We start from the raw sequence: 25,054 nt of genomic DNA on the forward strand, positions 1-25,054 counted from the left end.
GGAAACGGGGAGAATCGTGTTGTCCGGGAATCTCGTGAACGGCGGTACCTCGATCAGCTGCCCGCACGGCGGCCGGGTCGTGCCCGCGTCCGCACCGTCGTCGTCCGGAGTCCGGGCCGACGGGCATCCGGTGCCGACCGCGGCCGATGTCTTCACGGTCGTCGGCTGCCGGCACACGGTCGGCGGTGTGCGGCACCCATGCGCGACGGTGCGCTGGACGCCCGCCCGCGGCGGGGTGCTGATCGACGGCTCGCCGGTGCTGCTCGACACGACGCCCGCGCTCTGCTTCAGCGCCGCGCTCGTCCCGCAGGGCCCGCCCGTGGTGGCGGCCGGCGCGTCGCGGGGGGTGTCGTCGCGATGAGGAGCGTGAGGACGGTGCGGACGGTACGGACGGACATCGCCTTCCCGTTCCGGGTCGATGCCCGGGGCCGGACGGCGCACGCGGACGACGACGAGCATGTGCGGGACCTCGTCGAGCAGTTGCTGTTCACCAGCCCGGGCGAGCGCGTGATGCGGCCCGACTTCGGGTGCGGGCTGCTCGATCTGGTCTTCACGCCCAACAGCCCGGAGCTGGCCTCCGCCCTGGAGCTGTCGGTGCAGGCCTCGTTGCAGCGGTGGCTGGGCGAGCTGATCGAGGTGGAGGCGCTGGACGTGGTGAGCGAGGAGAACGTGGTCCGGGTGTATCTGCGCTATGTGGTGCGCTCCACCGGGAGCCGGCGCGACGAGGTGTTCGAGGGGAGGGGGGCCGCATGAGCGGTACGGTCACACACAGCAGGCGCGCGCGGGTACGCGCCGTACAGCTGGGCGGCGTGGACGCCGTCGAGGTCGGCGACGACGGGCTGACGCTCGAAGTCACGTTCCTCGGCAAGGCGCCCGAGGGGCTGTGCCCGCAGAACATACGCATCGACGGCGGCCGCCGGATCACCGGCATCGAGGCGGTCGAGGTGTCCGTCGAGCGGGAGGAGGACCCGGAGCTCGACGACCGGCTGTACGTCACGCTCGACCGCACCGGCGACATGTCCCGCTACCGCCTCTCGGTCGTGGACACCGATCCGTACGGACGCCCCGGCACCGAGCCGTTCCCCGGGTTCGACCAGCGGTACTTCTCCGCGGAGTTCGCGTTCCGTACCGACTGCCCCACGCCCTTCGACTGCAGGGACGAGCAGCCCGACTGCCCGCCCGGCTTCCCCGCCGCGCCCGTCATCGACTACACGGCGCGCGACTACGACACGATCCGCACACTCATCCTGGACCGGCTGGCGCTGACCGCGCCGGACTGGGTGGAGCGCAACGCCGCCGACCTCGGTACGACACTGGTCGAGCTGCTCGCCCACACCGCCGACCGGATCGGTTACCAGCAGGACGCGGTGGCGACGGAGGCGTACCTGGACACCGCCCGCCGCCGGGTGTCGTTACGCCGGCACGTACGGCTCATCGACTACCCGATGCACGACGGCGTCAACGCCCGCGCGTACGTCACCGTCGAGACGGTACGGGAACTGACGCTGCCGCCCGGCACGTTCCGGTTCGCCGCCGTGGACGTACGGAGGCTGGGGCCGCGCGACCGGCCGGAGATCGGCACCGTCATCGACGACCGGGACCTCGCCGTGCTGGAGGAGCGCGGGTCGGTGGAGGTGTTCGAGCCGGTCGTGGCGCACGAGCCGCTGGTGCTGCGCCCCGCGCACAACACGATCCGCTTCTGGACCTGGAGCGGCGAGGTGGGCGCGCTGCCCGAGGGGACCACGGCCGCGACGCTGCGGGACGCGTGGGCGGACGAGAAGTGCGAGGTGCGGGCCCTGGCGCTGGAGCCGGGCGACCTGCTGCTGATCGAGGAGGTGCGGGGGGTACGGTCCGGGACGCCCGGCGACGCCGATCCCGCGCACCGGCAGGCCGTACGCCTCACCTCCGTCACCCCGGCCGTGGACCGGCTGGCCGATCAGCCGGTGCTGGAGGTGACGTGGGCGGCCGAGGACGCCCTCACCTTCCCCGTCTGCCTCACCACCCGTGGCGGCCCGGACTGCGAGCCCGTCGAGGACGTGAGCGTGGCGCGCGGCAATGTCGTCCTGGTGGACCACGGCCGGTCGCTCACCTTCTGCGGCGGCAGCCCGGACACGGTCACCGTGCCGCCCGCGCCGGCCGTCCTCGGGTCGTGCGACCCGTCGGGCTTCGGCTGCTGGGACGCCGACCACGGCAACGCCACGGCCGATCTGATCACCACCCGGCTGCGGCAGACCCGAACGGGCCGGCTGCTGACGGCCGATCAGGTACGGGAGCTGTTCACCGTCGTCGGCGAGGACGCGACCGGCCGCGCCGGCATCGGCCTGGAGCTGGCGGGCCGGCGGCGCGCCAAGGTCGTCCCCGGCACGGCGTACGTGCAGGCCGAGGCCCTGGAGACGCTGCTGGCGCAGGTCGTGTACCCGGGCATCGCGCCCCGCTTCCGGCCCGTCCTGCCCCGCTCGCCCGTCGTCCAGGCGGTGCCGTTCCCCGAACCGCGCCATGTGTCGGCCGGGCAGGCCGGGCGGCTGGCCGCGATCCCGGGCCGGGTGCGGGCGCGGCTGGTGGAGCTGTGGCGCTCCGCCCGCGACTGCGACGGCCTGGCGGAGCCGGAGATCGCCGAGCTGACCGTGCTGTTCGGGCTGCGGGTGCTGGAGCGCCTGGAGCTGCGCCGGCACCCGGTGCGGGCACTGCGCGAGCTGCTGCACCGCAGCGAGCGGCTGCTCGCCGCCAAGCTGCGGCGGCTGGAGGTGCTGACCGCCCGGGCGCGGGCCGGTGCGGTGCTGGACGGGTCCATCGCCTGGGAGGTCGCCCACACCTGGGGTCCGGCGTACGCGGCCGGGCTGCACCCGGACGAGCCGGTGCTGCGGGGGCCTGCCGCCGCGCTCGTACAGGATCCTCGTGAGGCCCTTCCGGCGGTACGGCTGTACGAGCGGCTGCGGAAGTCGCCGGGGTGCGGTTCGGCGGTGACGGTGACTGGCGGGGCTGGCGGGGCTGGCGGGGCTGGCGGGGCTGGCGGGGCTGGCGGGGCATCATCCGCGCCCGGCGCGTCGGCGGCGGCCGGCGTCCCGGCGGTGACCTCCGGTCGCGGTGGCGTCGTCACTCCGAGCAGTGAGCGGTCCTCGGACGGCGGCCGCGACCGCCACCACGACCTCGCCGTCTGGACGCTCAGGCGGGACCTGTTGGGCAGCGGCCCGCGCGAGCGGCACTTCGTCGGGGAGCTGGAGGACGACGGGCGGATCGCCCTGCGCTTCGGCGACGGGCGGCACGGTGCCCGCCCCCGCCCCGGGGCGCGGCTGGAGCTGCGCTACCGGCTCGGTGGCGGCACGGCCGGCAACGTCGGCGCGGAGTCGATCAACCACCTCGTGCTGTGCCGCGACCCGGACGACTCCGACACCGGCGCGCCCATGCCGGTGGCGGGCGTGCGCAATCCGCTGCCCGCCGTCGGCGGTACCGGTCCCGAACCAGTGGAGCGGGTAAGGCAGTTGGCGCCGCTCGATCTGAAGCGCTCGCGGCTGCGTGCCGTCACCGCCGAGGACTACGCGGCGCTCGCCGCCCAGGTCCCCGGGGTGCAGCGGGCGGCGGCGGAGATCCGCTGGACCGGCAGTGTGCAGGAGGCTCATGTCGCCGTCGACGCGCTGGGGAGCGGCGACGCGTCCCCCGAGCTGCTCGACTCCGTGGCGTACGCCCTGGAGCGCTACCGCCGGATCGGTCACGACCTGGTGGTCGGCCCGGCCCGGCACGTACCGCTGGACGTCGCGCTCACGGTGTGCGCGGCGCCCGGCCACCAGCACGGGCAGATCCTGGCCGAGCTGTACCGGCTCCTCGGCAGCCGGCGCCTGCCCGGCGGGAGGCTCGGGTTCTTCCACCCCGACGCCCTGACCTTCGGCGAACCGGTGCGGCTGAGCCGGCTGGTGGCCGTGGCAGCGGCGGTGCCGGGCGTGCAGAGCGTACGGGTGACCCGGCTGGCCCGGCTTTTCCACGAACCGGACGACACGGCACTGGAGGCAGGCGTGCTGCGGCTCGGCCCGCTGGAGATCGCGCGGTGCGACAACGACCCCGACCGGCCCGAGCTGGGCCGGCTGTCGATCGACCTCGGCGGAGGTACCCGATGAGCGGCCCCCGGACCTGCGGCTGCGGCTGCGGCGGGCACGACGAGCGCCACGCGCCGCGTGCCCTGTACAACGCGCCGGGGCGTACGGCCCTGGACTACCGGGTCGGTGAGTACGGCTCGTTCCTGGCGGCCATGCTCGACCGGCTGGCCTCGCCCGCTTACCCGGCGCTGCGCGGGCTCACCGTCCGTACGCCGGACGATCCGGCGATCGCGCTGCTGGACGCCTGGGCGGTCGTGGGCGACCTGCTCACCTTCCACTCCGAGCGGATCGCCGACGAGGGATATCTGCGCACCGCGAACGAGCACCGGTCGCTGGCGCTGCTGGGGCGGCTGGTGGGGCACCGGCCACGGCCCGGCGTCGCGGCCGGCACGCAGCTGGCGTACACCCTGGACCGGGATCCGCGGGCCGAGGACCTGGAGGTGCCCATTCCGCGCGGGGCGCGCAGCACCAGCGTGCCGGGCTCCGTCGGCGAGGAGTCGCAGACCTTCGAGACGAGCGAGGACCTGACGGCCCGGTGGGCGTGGAACGAGCTGGCGGTACGGCGGCGCCGGCCGGGCCTGCTGACGCCGGACGGCCTGCGGAAACGGTCCGAGATCCACGTCCTGGGCACCGACACGTCGCTCCGGACCGGTGACCGGCTGCTGTTCGTCTTCGCCGACGCGAAGCGCCTGCTGCTGCCGGTGGCGCGCGTCCGGATCGACCGGGACGACGACGTCACGGCGATCGGGCTGCCGCAGTCGGCCCCGCCGTCGCTGAGCGAGCTGGTGGCCGAGCTGCGCCGGTGGATCACCGAGGACGCGTTCGACGTGGAGGACGGGGAGCCGACCCCGGACAATCCCAATCCGCGCCCCGTCAGCATGCTCATCGAGACGTTCGACGAGCAGGTGCTGGCGCCGCTGCGCGCCGACCTGGACGGGATCACCGGCCCCGCGCAGTTCGCCCGGCGCCTGGCGGACCCGCACGAGCGGCTGGCCGAGGCGCAGGCCGTCGCCGCTCCGTACGAGGAGGTCGCCGCCTGGTTCGAGCGGTTGGAGGCGGTGGTCGGCGACCTGCGGGAGCGGGCGGCGGATCTGGAGCCCTCGCAGCCGGTGCCCGCCCCGCAAGGCGCACCTGGTTCCGCGGCCATGCGCGCCCTCGGAGCCGTCCTGCCCGCGCTGCGCACCCGCGAGGTGGAACCGCCGGCGAGGGCCCTGGCGCCCACCGCGGAGCGGCTCTTCGCGCCCGGCTCCGACCTGGGTGCGCAGCTGCTGTCCGCGCTCGACCCGCGCGTGGCGGACGGGATGTACGCGGCGTGGCGCCATGCCGCTCCCGTCACCTCCCCCCTGCTGCGTGAGCTCCAGGTGTTGCGGGTGACGGCCGCGCCGTTCGGTGCGACCGCGCCACTGAAGCCGGTGCAGGACGAGCGCGGCACGGTGATCCGGCAGACGGACTGGCCGCTCGGCGGCTCGGCCCTGACCACCATGCGGGTGGTGTACGACACGGCGGGCCGGGTGCCGGTGCGTGCCGAGTTCCAGCACGTCGAGACGGGGGCCTCCGTACAGAGGTCGGAGAACCTGCCGGCCGAGAAGACGTTCCGGCTGGGCCCCGGGCAGGTGGAGTTGCGGACCCGGGTGGGCCAGGACCACGACCTGAGCTGGCTGACCCGCCGCCCCGCCGACTCGCAGGAGCCCGGCGTGACCGCGCAGTTCTCGGACGGGCTGCCGGAGCGGAAGCTGTTCGTGTCCCGCCCCGCCGAGGACGGGCGGGTCCATGTGGTCGTCCACAACGGCGAACCCCGCAGCTGGCTGCTGTCCCCCGGCCAGCACAAGCAGGTCACGCACGGCGGGCTGGAGGTGACCGTGCGGTACGCGGCCGGCAGCGAGCCCGCGAACGTCGAGATCGGCATCGCGACGGTGCCGGAGCGGGCCGACCGCCATGTCCTGCCGCTGGACTCGGTGCAGGACGGCATCACGGTCGGCAGCTGGGTCGCGATCGAGCGTCCTCGCAAGGGCGCCGAGAACGGCGTGCCGGGCGACCCGGCGCTCGCGTTCGTGACGACCCGGGTGACGGCCGTGCGCACCGCCGCGTACACCGACTTCGGGATCACCGGGCGCGGCACCGAACTCACCCTCGCCGACCCGTGGCTGGACGAGCACGACGTGCTGCTGTCCACGATCCGTGACGCCACCGTGCACGCGGGCGGCGAGGCACTGCGCCTGGCCGACGAGCCGCTGGGCGAGGACGTGCACGGCAACGAGATCGAACTGGCGGAGCTGTACGGCGGGTTGCGGCCGGGCCGCCGTCTGATCGTGTCGGGCGAGCGCACCGACGTCCCCGGCACGGCGGGGGTGCGCGGCACGGAACTCGCGGTGGTCGCGGCCGTGGAGCAGCACCGCGACCCGCACGTGCCCGGCGACCACGTCCACACGAGGCTGACGCTCACCGCCGACCTCGCGTACCGCTACCGGCGTGACACCGTGCGGATCCAGGGCAATGTCGTCCCGGCGACGCACGGCGAGAGCCGCGACGAGCCGATCGGCAGCGGCGACGCGAGCCGCACCCATCAGACGTTCACGCTCTGGCAGTCGCCGCTGACCTGGCTGCCCGCCGGCAACCCCCTGGGCGCGACGCCCACCCTGGAGGTGCGGGTCGACGGGCTGCTGTGGCACGAGGTGGACAGCCTGGCCGGGCGCGGCCCGACCGAGAGGGTCTACGTCACGGGGACGGCCGGGGACGGGCGTACGACCGTGACGTTCGGCGACGGGGTGCACGGCGCCCGGCTGCCCACCGGACACGAGAACGTGCGCGCCCGGTACCGCTTCGGCACCGGGCGGGCCGCCAACGTGGCGGCGGACCGGATCACCCAGGCGGTCACCCGGCCGCTGGGCGTCACCGCCGTCACCAACCCGCGGCCCGCGACGGGCGGCGCGGACGCCGACGGCCCGGGGCTGACCCGGCGCACCATCCCGCTGGCCGTGTCGGCGCTGGACCGGCTCGTGTCCGTCAAGGACTACGAGGACTTCGCCCGCTCACGGGCGGGCATCGGCCGGGCGGTGGCGCGCGAGGTGTTCGACGGGCGGCGCCGGGTACTGCACGTGACGGTCGCCGGGGTGGACGACATCGCGATCGGCCCCGACTCGGAGGTGCTGCGCGCGCTGCGTTCCTCGCTCGCCCGGTACGGCGACGCGCGGCTGCCGGTACGGGTGGACGTGCGGGAGCTGGTGCTGTTGCTGCTGTCGGCGCGGGTGAGGGTCGCGCCGGACCACACCTGGTCGGTCGTGGAGCCCCGGCTGCGGCAGGCGCTGCTGCGCCGCTTCGGCGCCGGGCAGCGGGAGTTGGGGGTGCCGGCCCGGCTCTCGGAGGTGCTCGCGGCGGCGCACCGGGTGCCGGGGGTGGACTACATCGACGTGGACGTGTTCACCGGGGTGCCCGCGTCCGTCACGCCCGACGGGCTCGTCGGCCTCGCCGGGTCGCTCACCGAGCCGCGCACCACGGTCCCGGCGAGCCTCGCGCGGTACGACGAGGACGTGCACCGCGTCTCCGCCGAGGACGGGGAGACCCTCACGGCCGTCGCCGCCCGCTACGGCCTGCCGCTGGCCGAACTGCTGCGGCTCAACCCGGACATCACCGACACCCGGCGGCTGGAGAAGGGCCGGTCGCTGTTCGTGTTCCGTGGCATCCGGCCGGCGCAGCTCGCCCTGTTGTCCCCGCACGTCGCGGACATGCTGATTCTGACGGAGGTCACCTCATGAGTCCCACCAACAGGGAACCCGACGGGCTCATGGAGCTGCTCCCGCAGTGGCACCGGCTGCGCGACGCCGAGGCCGGGGAGCCTCTGCGCGCGTTGCTCGCGGTGATCGCCGAGCAGGTCGACCTGGTCCGGGACGGGGTCGCGCAGGGTTACGAGGACTGGTTCGTGGAGACGGCGGCGCCCTGGGTGCTGCCGTATCTGGGCGATCTGGTCGGCTACACCCCGCTGCCCGGGTACGAGCGGGTCCAGGCGCAGGGGCTGGGGGGCGGGGACGGCGACTCACGGGTCCGGCTCGCCGAGGCCCTGGCCCCGCGCCGGGACGTGGCCGCCACGGTCGCCAACCGGCGGCGCAAGGGCAGCCTCGCGCTGCTGGAGGAGCTGGCCGGCTCGGTCGCCGGGTGGCCGTCGCGGGCGGTGGAGTTCTCCCGGCTGGTCGCGGGACACCAGCCGGTCACGCTGTACGGGTCGGGCACGGCGGCCGTGAACGCGCGGCGCCTTGAGCGCGGCCGGCTCGCCGACGTGCGGGAGGGCGCGGCGCTGGACCTGGTGGGCGGCCCGTTCGGGGCGGTCGCGCGGTCGGTGGACGTGCGGCGGGCCGGGTCCGCGCGTACGCAGGGGGGCCACTCCCCCGCCGGGGTGGGGCTGTTCGTGTGGCGGCTGAAGCCGTACCACGTGACCCGTGCGCCCGCGTACTGCGTCGACCGGGCCCGCAACCTCTACACGTTCTCGATCCTGGGCAACGACAGCCCGCTGGTGACCAAGCCGGTGCCCGAGCCGTCCGCCACGCACGTGGCGACGATCGACAACGTACCGGCGTACATCCGCCGCCGGCAGCTCGCCGACCGGCTCGCGGACTACTACGGGCCCGGCAAGTCGTTCACGATCTGGCGCGACGGCCAGGACGAGCCGGTGCCGATGTCGGACCTGGTGGTGGCGGACCTGTCGGGCTGGCGTTACCGCCCCAAGCGGGGGCAGGTCGCGGTCGATCCGGTGCTCGGCCGGCTCGCGTTCGGCTCGCGCTCCGCGCCCCGGCAGGGGGTGTGGGTCACGTACCACTACGCGTTCTCCGACGACATGGGCGGCGGCGAGTACCCGCGCGAGCGGGAGACGCCGGCGGGCGCGACGGTCTACCGGGTGGGCCCCGGGCAGCCGTACCGGCGGATCATGGACGCGTACGGGGACTGGCGCGGCGACCGGCGGGCGGGGCGCTGCGGACCGGAAGGCGTCATCGAGATCACCCACAGCGGCGCCTACCAGGAGCAGCTGGACTTCGACCTGGACCCGGGCGACCGGCTCCAGCTGCGGGCGGCGGAGGGTACGCGGCCGGTGATCCGGCTGCTCGACTGGTACAGCAACCGGCCGGACGCGCTCAACATCCGGGCGCTGGGAGACTGTTCCGGTGACGCGCCCCGGATCCTGCTCGACGGGCTGCTCATCACGGGGCGCGGCCTCAATGTCACCGGGCCGGTGGGCGCGGTCGTGCTGCGGCACTGCACGCTGGTGCCGGGCTGGTCGCTGGAGCCGGAGTGCGACCCGCACTCGCCGGAGGAGCCGAGCCTGGTCCTCGACCGGACCACGGCGTGCGTCGCCATCGAGCGCAGCGTCCTCGGCACGATCGAGGTGATCGGCGACGAGGTCGGCCACGACCCGCTGGACATCCACATCCGCGACAGCGTCCTGGACGCCACCGGCCACGACCGGGCGGCCCTGTCCGCCCCGGACTGCCGCCACGCGCACGCCGTCCTGCACGCCCACCGCACCACCGTCATCGGAGAGGTCCACACCCACGCGGTGGAGATCGCCGAGAACAGCGTCTTCACCGGGCGGCTCCATGTGGCCCGGCGGGGTATCGGCTGCCTGCGGTTCTCGTACGTGCCGCCCGGCTCGCGCACCCCGCGCCGGCACCGCTGCCAGCCGGACCTGGCGGGCCGCGAGAACGCGCCCCTGGTGCGCCCGCTGTTCACGAGCGAGCGGTACGGCACCCCGGCGTACGGGCAACTGGCCGCCGGCTGCCCGGAGGAGATCGGGCGGGGCGCGGAGGACGGCTCGGAGATGGGTGCCTTCCACGACCTGTACCAGCCGCAGCGGATGGACAGCCTGCGGGCGCGGCTGGCCGAGTACACACCGGCGGGGACGGACGCGGGGGTCATCACCGTGACGTGATTCCCGTCGTCCACCCACGAATCCTCGACCCTCAACTTCTGAACGACGGACTTCCTAGGGGGACCCCTTCCCATGCACGCAGACCTCTCCCGCGTCACCTTCCGGCCGGAGCGGCACTACTCGGCGGTGATCGCCCAGCAGGGCCGCGTCCAGCTCGACGCGGACGCCAATGAGCAGGCCGCGATCCAGCTGGCCCTGGCCCGCACCATCGCCGCCGACATCATCGGACAGCACGGCGGCCCGCGCGGCGCGACCGGTTTCGCGATCGACTTCAAGGGCCGTGGCCAGGAGCTGGACGAGCTGACCATCGGGCCCGGCCGTTACTACGTGGACGGCATCGCGCTGGACGCGACGCGGCCGCGCTCCGGTACGCCGGTCGACGACGACGGACAGGCGGCCGAGGACGAGACGGCTACGCCTCCGGCGTCACCCGACACCTGGACGTACTGGGACCAGCCCGACGGGTACCGGGACCCGGAGCGGCCCGGCGACCGGCTGCCCGCGCAGTTCCCGTACCTGGCGTATCTGAAGGTGTGGGAGCGTGTCGTGACCGCGGCCGAGGACCCGCTGCTGCGCGAGGTGGCGCTCGGGTCCGCGATGCCCGACACGGCGGCCCGGCTGAAGGTCGTCTGGCAGGTGCTGCCGCTGCCGGGCGACCGGCTGGAGGTGGCGGACCAGCGGGACAAGGACCAGATCCGTGCCGCCTTCGCCGCCTGGGCGGCCGCGCAGGCCCCCACCTCGCGGATGGCGGCCCGCAGCCGGCGCCCCGACCACGCGGACGAGGACCCGTGCCTGGTCAGGCCGGACGCCCGTTACCGGGGCCCGGAGAACCAGCTGTACCGGGTGGAGGTCCACCAGGGCGGGTCGGCGGAGGACGCCACGTTCAAGTGGTCGCGGGAGAACGGCTCGGTGGCCTTCGCGGTCGACGGGCTCGACGGTACGTGGGTGGAGCTGGCCTCGCTCGGCGGTGACGACAAGCTGGACGTGAACGTGGGCGACTGGGTCGAGTTCGCCGACACCGGCTACGTCAGCCGCGGGGAGCCGCTGCCGCTGCTGCGGGTCGAGGAGGTCGACCTGCCGGGGCGGCGGGTGCGGCTGTCGGCGGAGCCGGACCCGTCGGTGGGCCGGCGCCCCGAGCTGCAGCCGTTCCTGCGGCGCTGGGACCACCGGGCGGTGAGCGGCCGTACGCACAAGGGCGCGCCGAAGCCGCGGGGCGGGGCGCTGCGGATCGAGGAGGGCCGCTGGCTGCCGCTGGAGGACGGCGTCGAGGTCTGGTTCGAGCCGGGCCGGACGTACCGTTCCGGCGACTTCTGGACCGTCGCCGCGCGGACGGCGACGGGTGATGTGGAGTGGCCGACGGACGCGGCCCGCCGGCCGCTGCTCCGGGCCGCGAGCGGGATCCAGGTCCACTACGCGCCGCTGGCCTGGGTGTTCGGCGAGGGCTCGGTCTCGGATCTGCGCCTGGCGTTCGGGCCGCTGTCCGGTCCGGTCCCGGCGGCGAAGGAGGAGGAGCTGGCGGCGGAGGCCGAGGCCGAGGCGGAGGCGAGGGCCGCCGAGACGTCCGGTGCGCCGTCCGGTCCGTCCGCGCAGGGCGAGAACTGACGGACCCGGCCCGAACCGACCCGAACCGGAAAGGAGCACCACGATGGCAACTCCGCTGTCCGCCTCCCAGCTGCTCAAGGTCCTTCGTGACGAGGGCCTGAAGGTCGTGGAGCACCGCGACTGGCGTACGCACAACCGCAATCACAAGGGCCCGTGGGGGCCGGTGCACGGGGTGATGATCCACCACACCGTCACCTCCGGCACCCAGAACTCCGTCAATATCTGCTACAACGGCCATTCCAGCCTGCCGGGGCCGCTGTGCCATGGAGTGATCGCCAAGGACGGTTCGGTGCACCTGGTCGGCAACGGGCGGGCCAATCACGCGGGGCTCGGCGACGACGACGTCCTCCGCGCGGTGATCGACGAGCGGGCGTCGCTGCCCGCCGACAACGAGGCCAACACCGACGGCAACCGGTACTTCTACGGCTTCGAGTGCGTCAACCTCGGCAACGGCACCGACCCGTGGCCGGCCGCCCAGCTGGAGGCGATCGAGAAGGCGGCGGCCGCGCTCTGCCGGGCGCACGGCTGGTCGCACCGCTCGGTGATCGGGCACAAGGAGTGGCAGCCGGGGAAGATCGACCCGCGCGGGTTCACCATGGACTCGATGCGGAGCCGGATCGGACAGCGGCTCGGGAGAAAGCCGGACGGTCCGGCGAAGCCGCCCGCGCCGAAGCCCCCGTCGTCGTACGAGCCGTTCCCCGGTGCCGCGTACTTCGCGCCGGGCCGGCGCAGCCCGGTCATCACGGCGATGGGCAAGCGGCTGGTGGCGGAGGGGTGCGGACGGTACGAGGTCGGCCCCGGCCCGGAGTGGAGCGAGGCCGACCGGAAGTCGTACGCCGCCTGGCAGCGCAAGCTCGGGTACGCGGGGAGCGACGCCGACGGCATCCCGGGCAAGACGAGCTGGGACAAGCTGAAGGTGCCGAACGTCTGACCCTCCGCTGGTCGGGGCGCCCGCCGACAGGTGGGCCATGCGCCTGCCGCTGCCGGTCAGCACCCTGGCCGGCGGCTCGGCGCCGCCCTGGCGGTCGTGGCGGTGTCCGGGACCGGGGCCGCCGCGTACCACCCGGAGGGCTTCACCGCCGCGGCCCTGGTGGTCCCGGCCGCCGGGGCGGGCGGCCCGGACCACTGCACGGTCGCGCCATGCATTGCATAACCATGCAGAACCTGGCAAACTTACCCATACCGCTTTGTATGAGGAGTTTCACCGCATGGCCCACGAAGCCGACCCGACTACTCCCACCCCGGCACTCCGGATAAACATCGCCCTGGCCCGCGACTGCCACGACTGTGGCGAGTGGGGCACCGTGATCAACGCCCACGGCCAGGACGAACCGTGCCCGACCTGCCAGAAGCCGGGCCGGACGTGACCGCCCTGGGAACTACGAGCTCCGCCCGCAGCGTTGACCGGGCGGTGAAGAGGCGGCCGAGCGGCGCGAGTTGGGGCGCACCCATGTCGTGCCCCCGCGCGAGGGGGCACGAGCCGCTCCTGAACTCCCCTTCCAGCCACGCTGGTTGAGCGTTGCCCACAGGGGCGCAACGCACCGGAAACCCGGCTCCCGCCGCCCATGTCCGCTGCGGCGACGGCAGGTTCGGCCGGTTCGGCGGGGCATGCCCGCATCATGGCGCGGACGTGATTATTTCACGCACATCGCGTGACAGCCGGTGGTGTTCCCGATGGCACAACTCTGCAATCGTCGCTGCTGAGGCGGTGCCACAGCGACATCGGAACGGACCTTCCCTCCGCATCTGCGCCGCACAGGTGACACCACCCGGTTCAGGGGCCGACCGGTCCCGGGGACGGGAGGAACAGGTGGACAAGCGCTACGAGGCGTACTGCCTCATGGACGCCGACTTCTACGACACACCGGGCCTCGTGCACGGCGGTGACACCGCCTTCGCACAGGCCCGGCGTCCGGCACCCGGCACCTGGCGCCGCTCCGAGGTCGACGACTGGATCGTGCTCCGTCCCGACGACGTCCCCCTCCCCCTCCAGGGCTGGAAGATCCACGTGTCGGCGTGCCTCGACAACGCGGCGCGGACCCTCACCGACGTCTGGGACTACTGCGTCCCGCGCCGGATCACCTTCAAGTTCCTGCCCAGCCAGGACGTACTGCTGCTGGCCAACGCCAAGTACGCGCACCGCGGGTCGAGCGGCAAGTTCGTGACGATCTACCCGGCCGACGAGGCCGCGCTGGAGCGGGTGCTCACCGAGCTGGGCACGGTGCTCGCCGGGCGCCCCGGGCCGTACATCCTCAGCGATCTTCGCTGGGGAAAGGGCCCGCTGTACGTCCGGTACGGCGCCTTCGCCGAGCGGTACTGCGTCTCGCCCGACGGTGAGGTGGAGCTCGCGATCGAGGACGGCGAGGGCCGGCTGGTGCCGGACGTCCGGGGGCCGACGTTCCAGGTGCCCGAGTGGGTGGAGCTGCCCGGTTTCCTCGCCCCGCACCTGGCCGCGCGGGGTGGCGGGGCCATGCTCGCGGACCTGCCGTACCGCTTCGAGAGCGCCCTGCACTTCTCCAACGGCGGTGGCCTCTACGCCGGCGAGGACCTGCGCACCGGGGAGCGGGTGGTGCTGAAGGAGGCCCGGCCGTACGCAGGGCTGACGGCCGACGGGCGGGACGCGGTCGCCCGGCTGCGCAACGAGAAGGAGATGCTGGAGCGGCTGAGCGGCCTGGACTGCGTACCGGCACTCCACGACCACTTCGTACGGGCCGAGCACCACTTCCTCGTCGAGGAGTTCGTCGAGGGAACGGAGCTGGAGCACCTCTTCGTCGACCGGTACCCCCTCGTCATGTCGCAGCCCGATGCGGCGGCTCCGGCCGGCTACACCTCCTGGGCCATGGACCTGTACGACCGGGTACGGCGGGCCGTCACGGCGGTCCACGACCGTGGCGTGGTCATCGGTGACGTACAGCCGTCGAACATCATGGTCCGCCCCGACGGCCGTATCGTCCTGATCGACTTCGAGGGCGCGACGGACGTGGCGGAGGAGCGGCGGCAGGTGCTCGGCGCCGAGGGGTTCACCGCACCGAGGGAGCGGCGCGGCTTCGCCGTCGACGACTACGCCCTCGCCTGCCTCAAGCTCTACCTCTTCATGCCCCTGACCGGCCTGTTCCTCCTGGAACCCGGCAAGGCGGCACACCTCGCCCGGAAAGCGGCGCGCGCGTTCCCGGTCCCCCGCGGCTTCTTCGACGACGCGGTACGCACCATCACGGGTGACGGCGGGCCGTCAGTGGGCCCGGAACCGCGGCTGCGGCCGGATCGCGGCGGCTGGGCCGAGGCCCGTGCGTCACTGGCGGGCGCGATCCTCGCGGAGGCCACGCCCCACCGGGACGACCGGCTCTTCCCCGGCGACATCGAGCAGTTCGACACACCGGGCGGCGGTCTGGGCGTGGCGTACGGTGCGGCCGGGGTGCTGTACGCGCTCGACGTGACCGGCGCCGGCCGCCACCCCGAGCACGAGGAGTGGCTGATCCGGCGCGCCCTGCGCCCGCAGCCCGGGACCCGTCTCGGCTTCTACGAGGGCCTGCACGGTGTGGCGTACGTACTCGACCACCTCGGCCACCGGCACGAGGCGCTGAAGATCCTCGACCTGTGCGCGGGTGAACGCTGGCAGGAACTCGGCCTGGACCTGAAGGGCGGCCTGTCGGGCATCGGCCTGAGCCTGCTCCACTTCGCGTCGGTCACCGCAGACCCCGCCCTCCACGACGCCGCCGTGCAGGCGGTGGAGGCCGTCGCCGACCGGCTCGGCCCGGCCGACGCCGTACCTGAGACCAGCGGCGGGCAGAACCCGTACGCCGGTCTGCTGCGCGGCTCCTCCGGCCCCGCGCTGCTCTTCCTCCGCTGGTACGACCGCACGGGTGAACCGGCGCTCCTCGACCTCGCCGCGACAGCCCTCCGGCAGGACCTGCGCCGGTGCCTCGTGCGCGAGGAGGGCGACATGGAGGTCAACGAGGGCTGGCGGACGATGCCGTACCTCGCCGACGGCAGTGTCGGCATCGGCCTCGTCGTCGACGACTACCTCGCCCACCGCCACGACGACCGGTTCGCCAAGGCCTCGGCCGCGATCCGCAAGGCCGCCGAGGGCGGGTTCTACATGGAGCCGGGCCTCTTCGACGGCCTGGCCGGGATGATCCTCCACCTCAGCCGCGCGCACCCGCCCGGTACGGCGGCCGCACACGACCCGGTCGTCGCCGAGCAGATCCGGCGGCTGGCGCGGTACGCCGTGGTGCGCCGCGGCCGCCTGATGTTCCCGGGCGAGCAGTTGCTGCGGCTCTCCCTCGACCTGGCCACCGGCAGCGCCGGGGTGCTGCTGGCGCTCGGCGCCGCGCTCCACGACGAGCCCGTGCACCTGCCGTTCCTGGAACGGCCCACCAGCCACGAAGGTCCCCGTCCCCACGGAGTAGCAGAACGGAGGTGAGACAACATGACGATCCTTGACCTGCAGGGCATGGAAACCAGCCACCACGGCAAGCCCAGGAGGAGTGGCGCCAGCAAGTACTGCGGCGGCGCCAGCAGGCTCAGTGTGTTGCTCTGCTGAACCACCACCGGGGCGAGGACGCCCACGGCGTCCCCGCCCGTCTCGCATGTGCAGGCGCATGTGCAGGCGCATGTGTCACGGGAGACGCCCATGGACCGACGTGCCGCGGACCGGCTGCTGTGGACGGCAGCGCGGCGGGGCGGGCCCTGGGTGGCGGTCATGCTGGCGACCGCGCTGCTGCTCGCCGGTGTGTACACGGTGCTGCCGACCCTCATGGGCCGGACGCTCGACGCCGTGCTCAGCGGGGGTGACACCGCTCTGTGGCTGTCCCTGAGCGTCGCGGCGATCTGCCTGCTGATGGTGTGCGACATCGTCGACGACCTCGCGGGCAAGCTGGCCGAGGCGCGGTCCGTCGCCTGGCTGCGCCACACCCTGCTGCGCAACGTCCTGGGCCTCGGTCCCCGCGCCACCCGCCGCTTCACGGCCGGGGACCTGGTGAGCCGGCTGGTCGGCAACACCGCCCGGACCGGTCAGGTGGCGTCGACCCTGGTGTGGGCGGTCATGGACCTGGTGCCGCCGCTCGGCGCGATCGTCGCGCTGGCGCTCATCGACCCCTGGCTGTGCCTCACCTTCCTGGTGGGGCTGCCCATCGTGCTGTCCCTGGTGCGCACCTTCATCCGCGACGCCTCCGACATCAACGAGCGCTACTTCGACGCGCAGGGCCGGGTGGCCGCCCGGCTCGTCGACGCCCTGGCCGGCATCCGGACCATCGCCGCGGCCGGGACCCTGGACCGCGAGGAGCGCCGCGTGCTCGGTCCGCTGCCGGAGCTGCGCCGGCACGGGTCGGGGATGTGGCGGGCCCTCGCGCGGGTGTCGTCGCGGGAGGCGCTGGCCATCCCGCTGCTGGAGGTCGCCGTGCTCGCGGTCGCCGGGCTGGAGCTCGCGCGCGGGCGGATCACCCCGGGGCAGGTCCTGGCGGCCGGCGAGTACGTGGCTCTGGCCACCGGTATCAGTGGCCTGGTGTCGTCGGCGAGCCGGCTCGCCCTGGCCCGGGCGACCGCGAGCCGCGTCGCCGAGGTGCTCGCCGAGCCCCCGGTGCCGTACGGGGGCGAGAGGCTGCCCGACGGGCCGGGACGGCTGGAGTTCCGGGGCGTCACCGTACGCGGGCCGGGTGGCGCCGCCGTCCTGGAGGACCTGTGGCTGACCGTCCCGGGAGGGGCGCTGGTCGCGGTCGCGGGGCGCTCGGGATCGGGCAAGTCCGTGCTGGCCGCGCTGGCCGGGCGGCTCATCGACCCCGACGAGGGCGAGGTGCTGCTGGACGGTGTGCCGCTGCGCCGCCTCGACCGGTCCGCGCTGCGGCGGGCGGTGGCGTACGGCTTCGAACGGCCGGTGCTGCTGGGTGAGACGTTCGCGGACGCGATCGCCTTCGGGCCGGGGCGGGCGGACGGCGCGGAGGAGGTGTCGCGGCAGGCCGCGGCGGCGCGGGCGGACGCGTTCATCCGGCGGATGCCGGAGGGGTACGGGACGCGGCTCGCCGACGCGCCGATCTCGGGGGGCGAGGCGCAGCGGGTGGGGCTGGCGCGGGCGTTCGTCCAGTTCGTGCCGACGGGCCGGCTGCTGGTGCTGGACGACGTGGCCGCCAGTCTCGACACCGTGACGGAGCACCACATCAGCCGGGTGCTCACCGGCACCGGCGCCCTGGCGGGCCGTACCCGCCTGGTGGTCACGCACCGGGCCTCCACGGCCGCCCGGGCGGACCTCGTCGTCTTGCTGGACGGCGGCGGCGTACGCGCCCGCGGCACGCACCGCGACCTGTGGTCGGACCCCGCGTACCGGGCCGCGTTCCAGCCGGTGGACCCGGACGCGGCGGGCGGCGGGTCGCCCGCCGGGCTGCGCGAGGGGGCCGCGGCGGCGGTCCAGGACCCGCCGTGACCGGCCGGGCGGGAGAGCTGCTGCTGTCGTCGCTGCGCAGGCGGCGCGGGGCGTTCGTACGGCTCACCGGTTGGTCGCTGCTGCAGGGCGTGCCCGCGTTCCTCTCCGGGTGGGCGGTCGCCCGTGCGGTCGACGACGGCTTCCTCGCCGGCCGGACCGGGACGGGCCTCGCCTGGCTGGGGGCGCTGGCGGCCGCCGTCGTGGTCGGGGCCTGGGCGACACACCACGCCACGCTGGGGCTGTCCGCCCTCGTCGAGCCGCTCCGGGACGAGCTGGTCACCCTCGTGACCTCGGGCACGCTGCACCGGTCCGCCCAGGTGGGCCGGCCGGCCGACACGGCGGGCGTGGCCCGCCTGACCGAGCACGTGGAGATCGCCAGGGAGGCGTACGGGGCGGTCGTCGTCTTCGTACAGGGGTTCGTCGTCACGGCGGTGGGCGTGCTGCTGGGGCTGGCCACGCTGGACCCGGCCCTGCTGCTGTTCGTGGTGCCGCCGCTGCTCGCCGGACTCGGGCTGTTCGCCGGGGCGTTGCGGGCGCTGGCCGCGCGGCAGCGGGCCGTGGTGCTGGCCGACGAGGGGACGGCCGAGAGCGTCGGCACGCTGACCGGCGGGCTGCGGGACGTGGTGGCGTGCGGCGCCGAGGATCTCGTACGGGAGCGGACGGGCGCCCGCATCGACGCCGCCGCCCGCGCCACCCGGGCGCTGGCCCGGGCGACCGCCCTGCGCACCGCGTCCCTGGGCATCGGCGGCTGGCTGCCCCTGGTCCTCCTCCTGGCCGGCGCACCGTGGCTCGTCCAGCGGGGCGTGACGGCGGGAGCGGTACTGGGCGCGGTGACGTACGTCTCCCAGGGCCTCCAGCCCGCGCTGCAGGGCCTCGTCCAGGGCGTCGGCGGCAGCGGCCTGTGGCTGCTGGTGACGATCGGCCGCATCGCGGAGGTGGCCGGCCCCACCGCTCCGGTACCTGCGGGCGGCGGCCCGGCGGGTGGCGGCCCGGCGGCCCCGGCGGGTGACAGCCTGGCGACCCCGGCGGGTGACGGCCCGGCGGCCCGGGAGCGAGGCGGCCCGGAGGGTGTCGGCCCGGTGGCCACGGCGGGTGACGGGCAACGGAAGCCGGCGGGTGGCGTGCCCGCGAACCCGGCATGCGGCAGCCGGAGGGGCCCGGCAGGTGACGCGCCGACAAAGGCGGCGGGTGACGGCTTCGCCGACCCGGCACGTGGCGGGCTCGTGAGGGCCGGCGGCCTCGGGGCGGGGGCCCCCGGCGGGCGGGCGGCTCACCGGCCGCGTGGCGCACGGGTGGAGCTGGACGGGGTGACCTTCCGGTACGCGCGGTCCGCCGAGCCGGTGATCAACGGGCTGGACCTGGTGCTGCGACCGGGGGAGCACCTGGCCGTCGTGGGGCCGAGCGGGGCGGGGAAGTCGACGTTCGCCGCGCTGGTGGCGGGCGTGCTCGAACCGGGCGCCGGGCAGGTCCGCCTCGACGGCGTACCGGTCCGGAGCCTGGCCACCGACGGGCTCGCCCGGCGGCGGGTGCTGATCCCGCAGGAGGCGTACGTGTTCGCCGGGACGCTCTGGGAGAACCTCACGTATCTGGAGCCCGGTGCCGCCCCGGAGGCGGTCGACGCGGCCGTGGACACCGTCGGCGCGCGGCCGCTCGTGGAACGGCTGGGCGGCTACGACGCGCCCGCCGATCCGCGGGAGCTGTCGGCCGGTGAACGTCAGCTGCTGGCCCTCGTACGCGCGTACCTCCCGCCCGCGGGGCTGGTCCTGCTGGACGAGGCTACGTGCCACCTCGACCCGGGGGCCGAGCGTCGCGCGGAGGAGGCGTTCGCGCGCCGTGCGGGCACGCTGGTCGTGTGCGCGCACCGGATCAGCTCGGCGCTGCGGGCGGACCGCGTCCTGGTGCTGGACGGCGCGCGGGCCGGCTTCGGTACGCACGAGGAGCTGATGGCGGGCTCCGCCCTCTACCGGGACCTCGTCGGGCACTGGGAGGTCACAGCCAGCCCGACTCCCGGGCGATCCTGATGGCGTCGATCCGGTTCCGCGCGCCGATCTTGCGGGTGATCGCCGACAGGTGGTTGCGCACCGTGCCCACGGACAGCGACAGCCGGTCGGCGATCTCCGTTCCCGGGGTGCCGTCGGCGGCGAGCCGCAGGACCTCCCGCTCGCGTGGCGTCAGGGGGTTCTCCACGGCGTCGAGCACTTGCAGCGCCAGCTCGGGGTCGATGTACCGCTGTCCGCCGACCACCTTGCGGATGCCGTCGAGGAGCCGGTCAGGGGGGCCGTCCTTCCCGATGAGGCCGGGGGGCCGCAGGGCGAGCACCCGCCGCAGTCTCTCGAGCGTCGGCGCCCCCGCCACCAGCAGCGTGCGGCACTCGGGGAGCCGTTCGCACAGCTCACCCGCCGTGGCGAGAGCCTGGTCCTGGTGGGCGTCGACGTCGATGACGACCACGTCGGGCCGGTACGACAGCGCCCGCGCGAGGATCCGGCCGTTTCCGCCGGACTCCGCGACGACCTCCATGTCGTCCTCGTGCGTCAGGAGAGCGGCGAGCGCCCCGCGCAGCAGCCCGTTTTCCTCGACGAGAAGAACACGGATCACTGGCACTCCCTGCGGTGGGACCGGTAGGACCTGCCCTACGACGGATTATCCCCGCTCGTGCCGGGACGTGCCCGGTCAGTAGTTCCGCCACTCGTGGCGGGTGTACTCCAGCACCGCCGGGTCCATCAGCGTGCTGGCCCGTACGTCCTGGGGGCGCCGGTCCACCGGGAAGACGGTGGCGGCCGCGAGGACGTCGTCGTCCAGGAACCGCAGCGGCGGGGCGCCGGCCGCCAGGCGCAGGGCGGGCGGTGGGCCGTCGGCGCCGGGGGTGGCGAGGATGAAGCCCCAGTTGCCGAAGCTGGGGACGTCGACCTGGTACGGGGTGGTCGCGTAGCCGGCCTCGCGGATGGTGGCGGCGATGGACCAGTACGACTTGGGCGCGAAGAACGGCGAGCCGCCCTGCACCATGACCCGGCTGTCGGGGTTCAGGACGCGGCCCAGCAGGTGGTAGAACTCCACGCTGTAGAGCTTGGCCAGAGCGGCGGTGTCGGGGTCGGGGAAGTCGATGAGGACCGCGTCGTAGCGCCGGGTGGCGTCCCGCAGCCAGGTGAAGGCGTCGGCGTGGACGACGGTGACGCGCGGGTCGGACAGCGCGTGGTCGTTGAGGTCGAGCAGCGGGGCGAAGGTGCGGGCCAGCCGCGTCACCGCCGGGTCGAGATCGACCAGGGTCACCGTGTCGACGTCGTCGTACCGCAGGACCTCCCGGAGGGCGAGCGCGTCGCCGCCGCCGAGGATCAGTACGGAGGACCGCTCGCCCGACAGGGCGGGGTGGACGAGCGCCTCGTGGTAGCGGTACTCGTCCACGGAGGAGAACTGCAGGTCGCCGTTGAGGAAGAGCCGGGTGTCGGGCTCCCCGGTGAAGGCGGTGGACCGGGTGACGACGATGTCCTGGTACGGCGTGGTCTCGGCGTGGACGATCGGGTCCCGGTAGAGCTGCTGCCGGGCCGTGACCTCGATGTCGTCCGCCAGGACGTACACCGTGCCCAGTGCGGCGAGGACCCCGGCCGCGCCGGCCAGCAGCGCGTTGCGCACCGCCGGGCGGGTCTCGCGGCGGAAGATCCACAGGACGACGACGACCCCCGCCACGGCGTTGACCGCGCCCACCACCAGCGCGCCCTTGAGCTGGCCGAAGGCGGGCAGGAGCAGCAGCGGGAAGCACAGGCCGCCGACGAGCGCGCCGACGTAGTCCGCGGCGAACATGTCGGCCACGGCGCTGCCGGCCTCCTGACGCCTGATCCGCTGGAGCAGCGTCATCAGCAGTGGGATCTCGGCGCCGACGAGGAGGCCGACGACGAACGAGACGACCACCATGGCGGGCATGTAGAGACGCAGCCAGGCGAACGCCACGTACAGGATGAGCACCGAGAGGCCGCCGACGAGCGCGAGCAGGATCTCGACGAGGGCGAAGGCCCCGACCGCGCGCCGTTGCAGGGGCTTGGCGGCCAGGGACCCGATGCCCATGGCGAAGACCATGACGGAGATGACCACGGAGGTCTGCATCACGGAGTTGCCGATGAGGTAACTGCCCAGCGCCGTCAGCGCCAGTTCGTAGACCAGGCCGCAGGCCGCGCAGATGAACACCGCGAGCAGCAGCAGGAAGCGTGTCCCGCGTGCGTGGGCCCTCGGCGGTCGGGGGGTGGCGGCCTCAGTGGTGGGGTCCAGGACGGTGGTGCTCATGGTGTGGGTGGTGCCGTTCAGGAAACGGCGGCGCCGACCATGAAGGCCGTGCCGAGGTACATCGCTGCCTGGACCCAGGCGGCGGGGTGGGGGCTGGTGCCGTTGTCGTCGAGCACGGCGTGGCCGAGGCGGCCGGGGGTCAGCAGGCCGACGACGACGGAGATCAGCGTCATCACGGCGACGCCGGCGAGGCCGTACAGCAAGGTGCTGAACAGTCCCTCGGCGAGACCCTGCTCGGACTCGCTGGCCCGGATGGACTGCTCGATGACCAGGCCGATGGCGATCGTCTGGCCGGCGAGGAGCACGGCGGCGCCGCGGTTGCGCTCGGTCCACACCACATGGACGAGCTTGCCGGGGGTGACGAGGTCGAGTGCGATGAAGCCGACCGCCATCACGACGAAGCCGACGAGGCCGTAGAGCAGGGCGGTGCCTGCCGACTCGAAGATCTCTGCCACGGTGTGCCTTTCGGAGGGAGAAGTGAGCGTGATCGTGAGCGGGTGCGGGTTCGGCGGGTCACTTCCCGGAGCCGGGGCCGCCACCGCGGAACGCGGCGCTGTCCGGGTCCGGCCACACGGAGCCGATGTGGGTGCGCCAGCGGTGGTAGCCGCTGCGGTAGTCCGCGATCTCGATCACGCTGCCGCGACCGCTGCTGTGCGGGCTGATCGCGACGATGTCGTCGCGGTAGCGGAGGAACTGTTTGTCGCCGTCGGTGAGGCGGTCGACGGCCGAGGTGTTGCCGTCGATCTCCTCGGCGACCCGTGACGTCGGGTCGGTCCTGTCGACGTAGCCGGCGCCGCTGGAGGAGTACTCGCTGCGGATCCAGCCGGACGGTACGGCGTTGCCGTCGTCGTCCGGTTCGTCGGCACAGGCGGCGAGGGCCGCCGTGGCGAGGATCAGCGCGCTGATGCGTCGGGCGGTCTTCATCGGGCCTCCAGCCGGGTGTGCGTCGCCACGATCCGGCGGCTCTGCGGGTAGGTGTGCCAGGTGCGCCAGCTCAGCCCGGCGCTCTCCGGCTCGACGGTCAGCGCGGTGACCGCTTCGGGTGAGCCGGGGAAGATGCCGTACAGGGCCTGGGGATGGTCCTCCGCGCGGTCGCGGATCCGGGCGACCCGGGCGCTGAACTCCTGGGGGCGGAAGCGCCGGACGTGGGCGCGGAAACCGTAGGTCCAGTCGTCGAAGTCCTGCGTGGCCGCCTCCGGGAGGCCGCCCTCGACGCCGGGCAGGCAGGCGACGGTTTCCCGCACGGGCCCCGCGAACACCTGGTGGGAGGCGCCCAGGAGCCTGAGCTGTACGTCGAGCCCGGCGACGGTGAGGTCGCGTACGGCGAGTGCCTCGTGCGCGGGGCGTCCCAGCACGAACGACAGCTGGTCTGCGTCGGTGTCCTGGTACGGGGTCGTCAGCGCTATGCCGCTCATCGGGCGCCGCCCGGACCTCTGACCAGTACCGTGCCGAGGACGGCAGGCTCGACTCTCAACGATGTTCCCCCGACTGCGAATGTGCTTGGAGCGCGGCTGAGTATGGCACAAGCGGAAAACGCGCCACCTCCGGGGTGTCAGCCCTCGCCGCGGTGGGAGTGGTGGCCGGAGTCGCGGTCGGAGCCGGGCCACACGTAGGGCAGGTCGTCCGGGACGCCGGCGAAGCGCGCGGCGTAGAAGCCGGGGTCCTTGCGCAGCAGGGCCGACTGGTGGCTGCGGTGGAAGTGGGGGTCGCCCAGCCAGGGCGGCAGCTCGTCGTCCTCGGCGAGTTCGGCCTGCGGGCGGACGGGCGCGCCGGGGCGTACGGCGTGGAAGCCGGCGAGCAGGGAGGCGGCGCAGGTGTCGCGGTGCCCCTTGGCGGTCCAGGCCCCGCACACCTCCAGTCCGTAGCGGACCAGGGCCTCCTCGTAGCCGGTCCACATCCGTACGGCCGGATGGCGCCGCCAGCCGTAGCCCGGCACGGTCAGCCCGCGCAGCACCTGGAGCGCCTCGACCCGCTGTTTGCCGAGGCGGCGCGGGTCGAGGACCTCGGCGCACTCCGAGAACCGCGGGAACGGCAGGAAGGTCTGCACACCCCTGTGTCTACCGCCCCCGGGCCGTCTCCGCACGCCGGCCCATGAGCGACGCGTCCGGCCGGGGCAACGCCCGCTGGGGTCAGCCACTCACCGGCCCCCAACTCCGTTGCCCGGCACTGCACATGCTCTGCGCCTCGACGTGATGAACGTCGAAAGAAAGGGCGTGGCCCGACGACGTCGCCCTGGTGCGCCGGCTCGGCACCGCGCGTTCGGCGAGGGCGGCGATGGTGAGGGAGGGGTTGGCGCCGCCGGCGTTCCCGGGGATCAGGGACCCGTCGAGGACGTAGAGCCCCTTCACGCCGTGGATCCGGCCTTCGAGGTCCGTGGTGCGGCCGATGACGCAGCCGCCCAGGGGGTGCCCGGTGAACGGGTGCGGCGTGACCGTGACGGGGAGGGTGCCCGGGTTGGCCTCGATGACGCGGGAGCTGCGCTCCAGCGCGGACCTTGCCGCCACCCCGGACTTCTCGGTCGACCAGTCGGCGAAGCATGTCGCAGGTGAACTCGTCGGTGCCGAGCACGGCCCCGCCCGTGGTGAGGCGGCGGACCTCCGCCCGGCGGCGTCCGTCGCGGCGCCGGCCGATGGACCGCACCTCGTGCAGGGGACGCAGCTGTACGTGTCCGGTGGCGAGCGCCTCGGGCAGGTAGCCGCGGGTCAGCGGCTTCTTGGCGCCGTTGGCGCAGCCGAAGTCGGATTCGCCGACGGCCGCGGAGAGCGG

The 25,054-nt window shown here is 74.2% G+C and carries 19 protein-coding genes; 12 read left to right on the forward strand and 7 right to left on the reverse strand.

Annotated elements, in window-relative coordinates:
- The first annotated feature begins 16 nt into the window (after window positions 1–16).
- The 12 genes from BKD26_RS05295 (at window position 17) to BKD26_RS05340 (ending at window position 20,037) form a co-directional block, all read left to right on the forward strand.
- Window positions 17–361, forward strand: a complete 345-nt coding sequence (locus tag BKD26_RS05295) for a hypothetical protein (protein ID WP_347104279.1) — start codon at window positions 17–19, stop codon at window positions 359–361.
- Window positions 358–753, forward strand: coding sequence for a GPW/gp25 family protein (locus BKD26_RS05300; RefSeq protein ID WP_084896321.1), 396 nt, complete (start codon window positions 358–360; stop codon window positions 751–753). The genes BKD26_RS05295 and BKD26_RS05300 overlap by 4 nt, the downstream gene beginning before the upstream one ends.
- The gene (locus BKD26_RS41095; protein WP_241518546.1) at window positions 750–4,109 is read left to right on the forward strand and encodes a putative baseplate assembly protein; all 3,360 of its coding nucleotides are present in this window, start codon (window positions 750–752) and stop codon (window positions 4,107–4,109) included. Before BKD26_RS05300 ends, BKD26_RS41095 begins: the two co-directional genes overlap by 4 nt.
- On the forward strand, window positions 4,106–7,840 hold the full coding sequence (locus BKD26_RS05310) for a putative baseplate assembly protein (RefSeq protein ID WP_084896323.1): 3,735 nt from the start codon (window positions 4,106–4,108) through the stop codon (window positions 7,838–7,840). The genes BKD26_RS41095 and BKD26_RS05310 overlap by 4 nt, the downstream gene beginning before the upstream one ends.
- The gene (locus BKD26_RS05315) at window positions 7,837–10,002 is read left to right on the forward strand and encodes a hypothetical protein (RefSeq protein ID WP_084896325.1); all 2,166 of its coding nucleotides are present in this window, start codon (window positions 7,837–7,839) and stop codon (window positions 10,000–10,002) included. The genes BKD26_RS05310 and BKD26_RS05315 overlap by 4 nt, the downstream gene beginning before the upstream one ends.
- 72 nt (window positions 10,003–10,074) lie before the next feature.
- A complete protein-coding gene (locus BKD26_RS05320; RefSeq protein WP_084896327.1) occupies window positions 10,075–11,604 on the forward strand; it encodes a DUF6519 domain-containing protein in 1,530 nt (509 codons plus the stop codon).
- A gap of 43 nt (window positions 11,605–11,647) precedes the next feature.
- Complete coding sequence (locus tag BKD26_RS05325) at window positions 11,648–12,535, forward strand: peptidoglycan-binding protein (RefSeq protein ID WP_084896329.1); 888 nt, start codon at window positions 11,648–11,650, stop codon at window positions 12,533–12,535.
- A 277-nt stretch (window positions 12,536–12,812) separates the two neighbouring features.
- A complete protein-coding gene (locus BKD26_RS40110; protein ID WP_179166426.1) occupies window positions 12,813–12,971 on the forward strand; it encodes a hypothetical protein in 159 nt (52 codons plus the stop codon).
- Between the two features lie 443 nt (window positions 12,972–13,414).
- A complete protein-coding gene (gene lanKC, locus BKD26_RS05330) occupies window positions 13,415–16,024 on the forward strand; it encodes a class III lanthionine synthetase LanKC (protein WP_084896331.1) in 2,610 nt (869 codons plus the stop codon).
- A gap of 6 nt (window positions 16,025–16,030) precedes the next feature.
- Entirely contained in the window at window positions 16,031–16,144 is a 114-nt protein-coding gene (locus BKD26_RS38955) for a SapB/AmfS family lanthipeptide (protein ID WP_107417767.1), read from the forward strand.
- Between the two features lie 90 nt (window positions 16,145–16,234).
- A complete protein-coding gene (locus tag BKD26_RS05335; protein WP_107417768.1) occupies window positions 16,235–18,016 on the forward strand; it encodes an ABC transporter ATP-binding protein in 1,782 nt (593 codons plus the stop codon).
- Window positions 18,013–20,037, forward strand: coding sequence for an ABC transporter ATP-binding protein (locus BKD26_RS05340; RefSeq protein ID WP_107417769.1), 2,025 nt, complete (start codon window positions 18,013–18,015; stop codon window positions 20,035–20,037). Before BKD26_RS05335 ends, BKD26_RS05340 begins: the two co-directional genes overlap by 4 nt.
- Here BKD26_RS05340 and BKD26_RS05345 read toward each other — a convergent pair.
- The 7 genes from BKD26_RS05345 to BKD26_RS42205 all read right to left on the reverse strand — a co-directional run bounded on the left by BKD26_RS05345 (window position 20,006) and on the right by BKD26_RS42205 (window position 24,792).
- On the reverse strand, window positions 20,006–20,611 hold the full coding sequence (locus tag BKD26_RS05345; RefSeq protein WP_084896335.1) for a response regulator transcription factor: 606 nt from the start codon (window positions 20,609–20,611) through the stop codon (window positions 20,006–20,008). The two genes, BKD26_RS05340 and BKD26_RS05345, sit on opposite strands and share 32 nt — an antisense overlap.
- Before the next feature lie 75 nt (window positions 20,612–20,686).
- The gene (locus tag BKD26_RS05350; RefSeq protein WP_084896337.1) at window positions 20,687–22,288 is read right to left on the reverse strand and encodes a polyamine aminopropyltransferase; all 1,602 of its coding nucleotides are present in this window, start codon (window positions 22,286–22,288) and stop codon (window positions 20,687–20,689) included.
- A 17-nt stretch (window positions 22,289–22,305) separates the two neighbouring features.
- Window positions 22,306–22,743, reverse strand: coding sequence for a DUF350 domain-containing protein (locus BKD26_RS05355; RefSeq protein WP_084896339.1), 438 nt, complete (start codon window positions 22,741–22,743; stop codon window positions 22,306–22,308).
- 58 nt (window positions 22,744–22,801) lie between these two features.
- On the reverse strand, window positions 22,802–23,212 hold the full coding sequence (locus tag BKD26_RS05360; protein WP_084896341.1) for a DUF4247 domain-containing protein: 411 nt from the start codon (window positions 23,210–23,212) through the stop codon (window positions 22,802–22,804).
- Entirely contained in the window at window positions 23,209–23,703 is a 495-nt protein-coding gene (locus BKD26_RS05365; protein WP_084896343.1) for a DUF2617 family protein, read from the reverse strand. Before BKD26_RS05365 ends, BKD26_RS05360 begins: the two co-directional genes overlap by 4 nt.
- A gap of 137 nt (window positions 23,704–23,840) precedes the next feature.
- Window positions 23,841–24,335 carry an MSMEG_6728 family protein gene (locus tag BKD26_RS05370; protein WP_084896345.1) on the reverse strand — a complete coding sequence of 165 codons (495 nt, stop codon included), beginning with the start codon at window positions 24,333–24,335 and terminating at the stop codon, window positions 23,841–23,843.
- A gap of 82 nt (window positions 24,336–24,417) precedes the next feature.
- Window positions 24,418–24,792, reverse strand: a complete 375-nt coding sequence (locus tag BKD26_RS42205; RefSeq protein ID WP_084896347.1) for a GMC oxidoreductase — start codon at window positions 24,790–24,792, stop codon at window positions 24,418–24,420.
- Window positions 24,793–25,054 lie beyond the last annotated feature (262 nt).

The sequence above is a fragment of the Streptomyces sp. CB03238 genome, from assembly GCF_002099185.1.
Classification (GTDB): Bacteria; Actinomycetota; Actinomycetes; order Streptomycetales; family Streptomycetaceae; genus Streptomyces.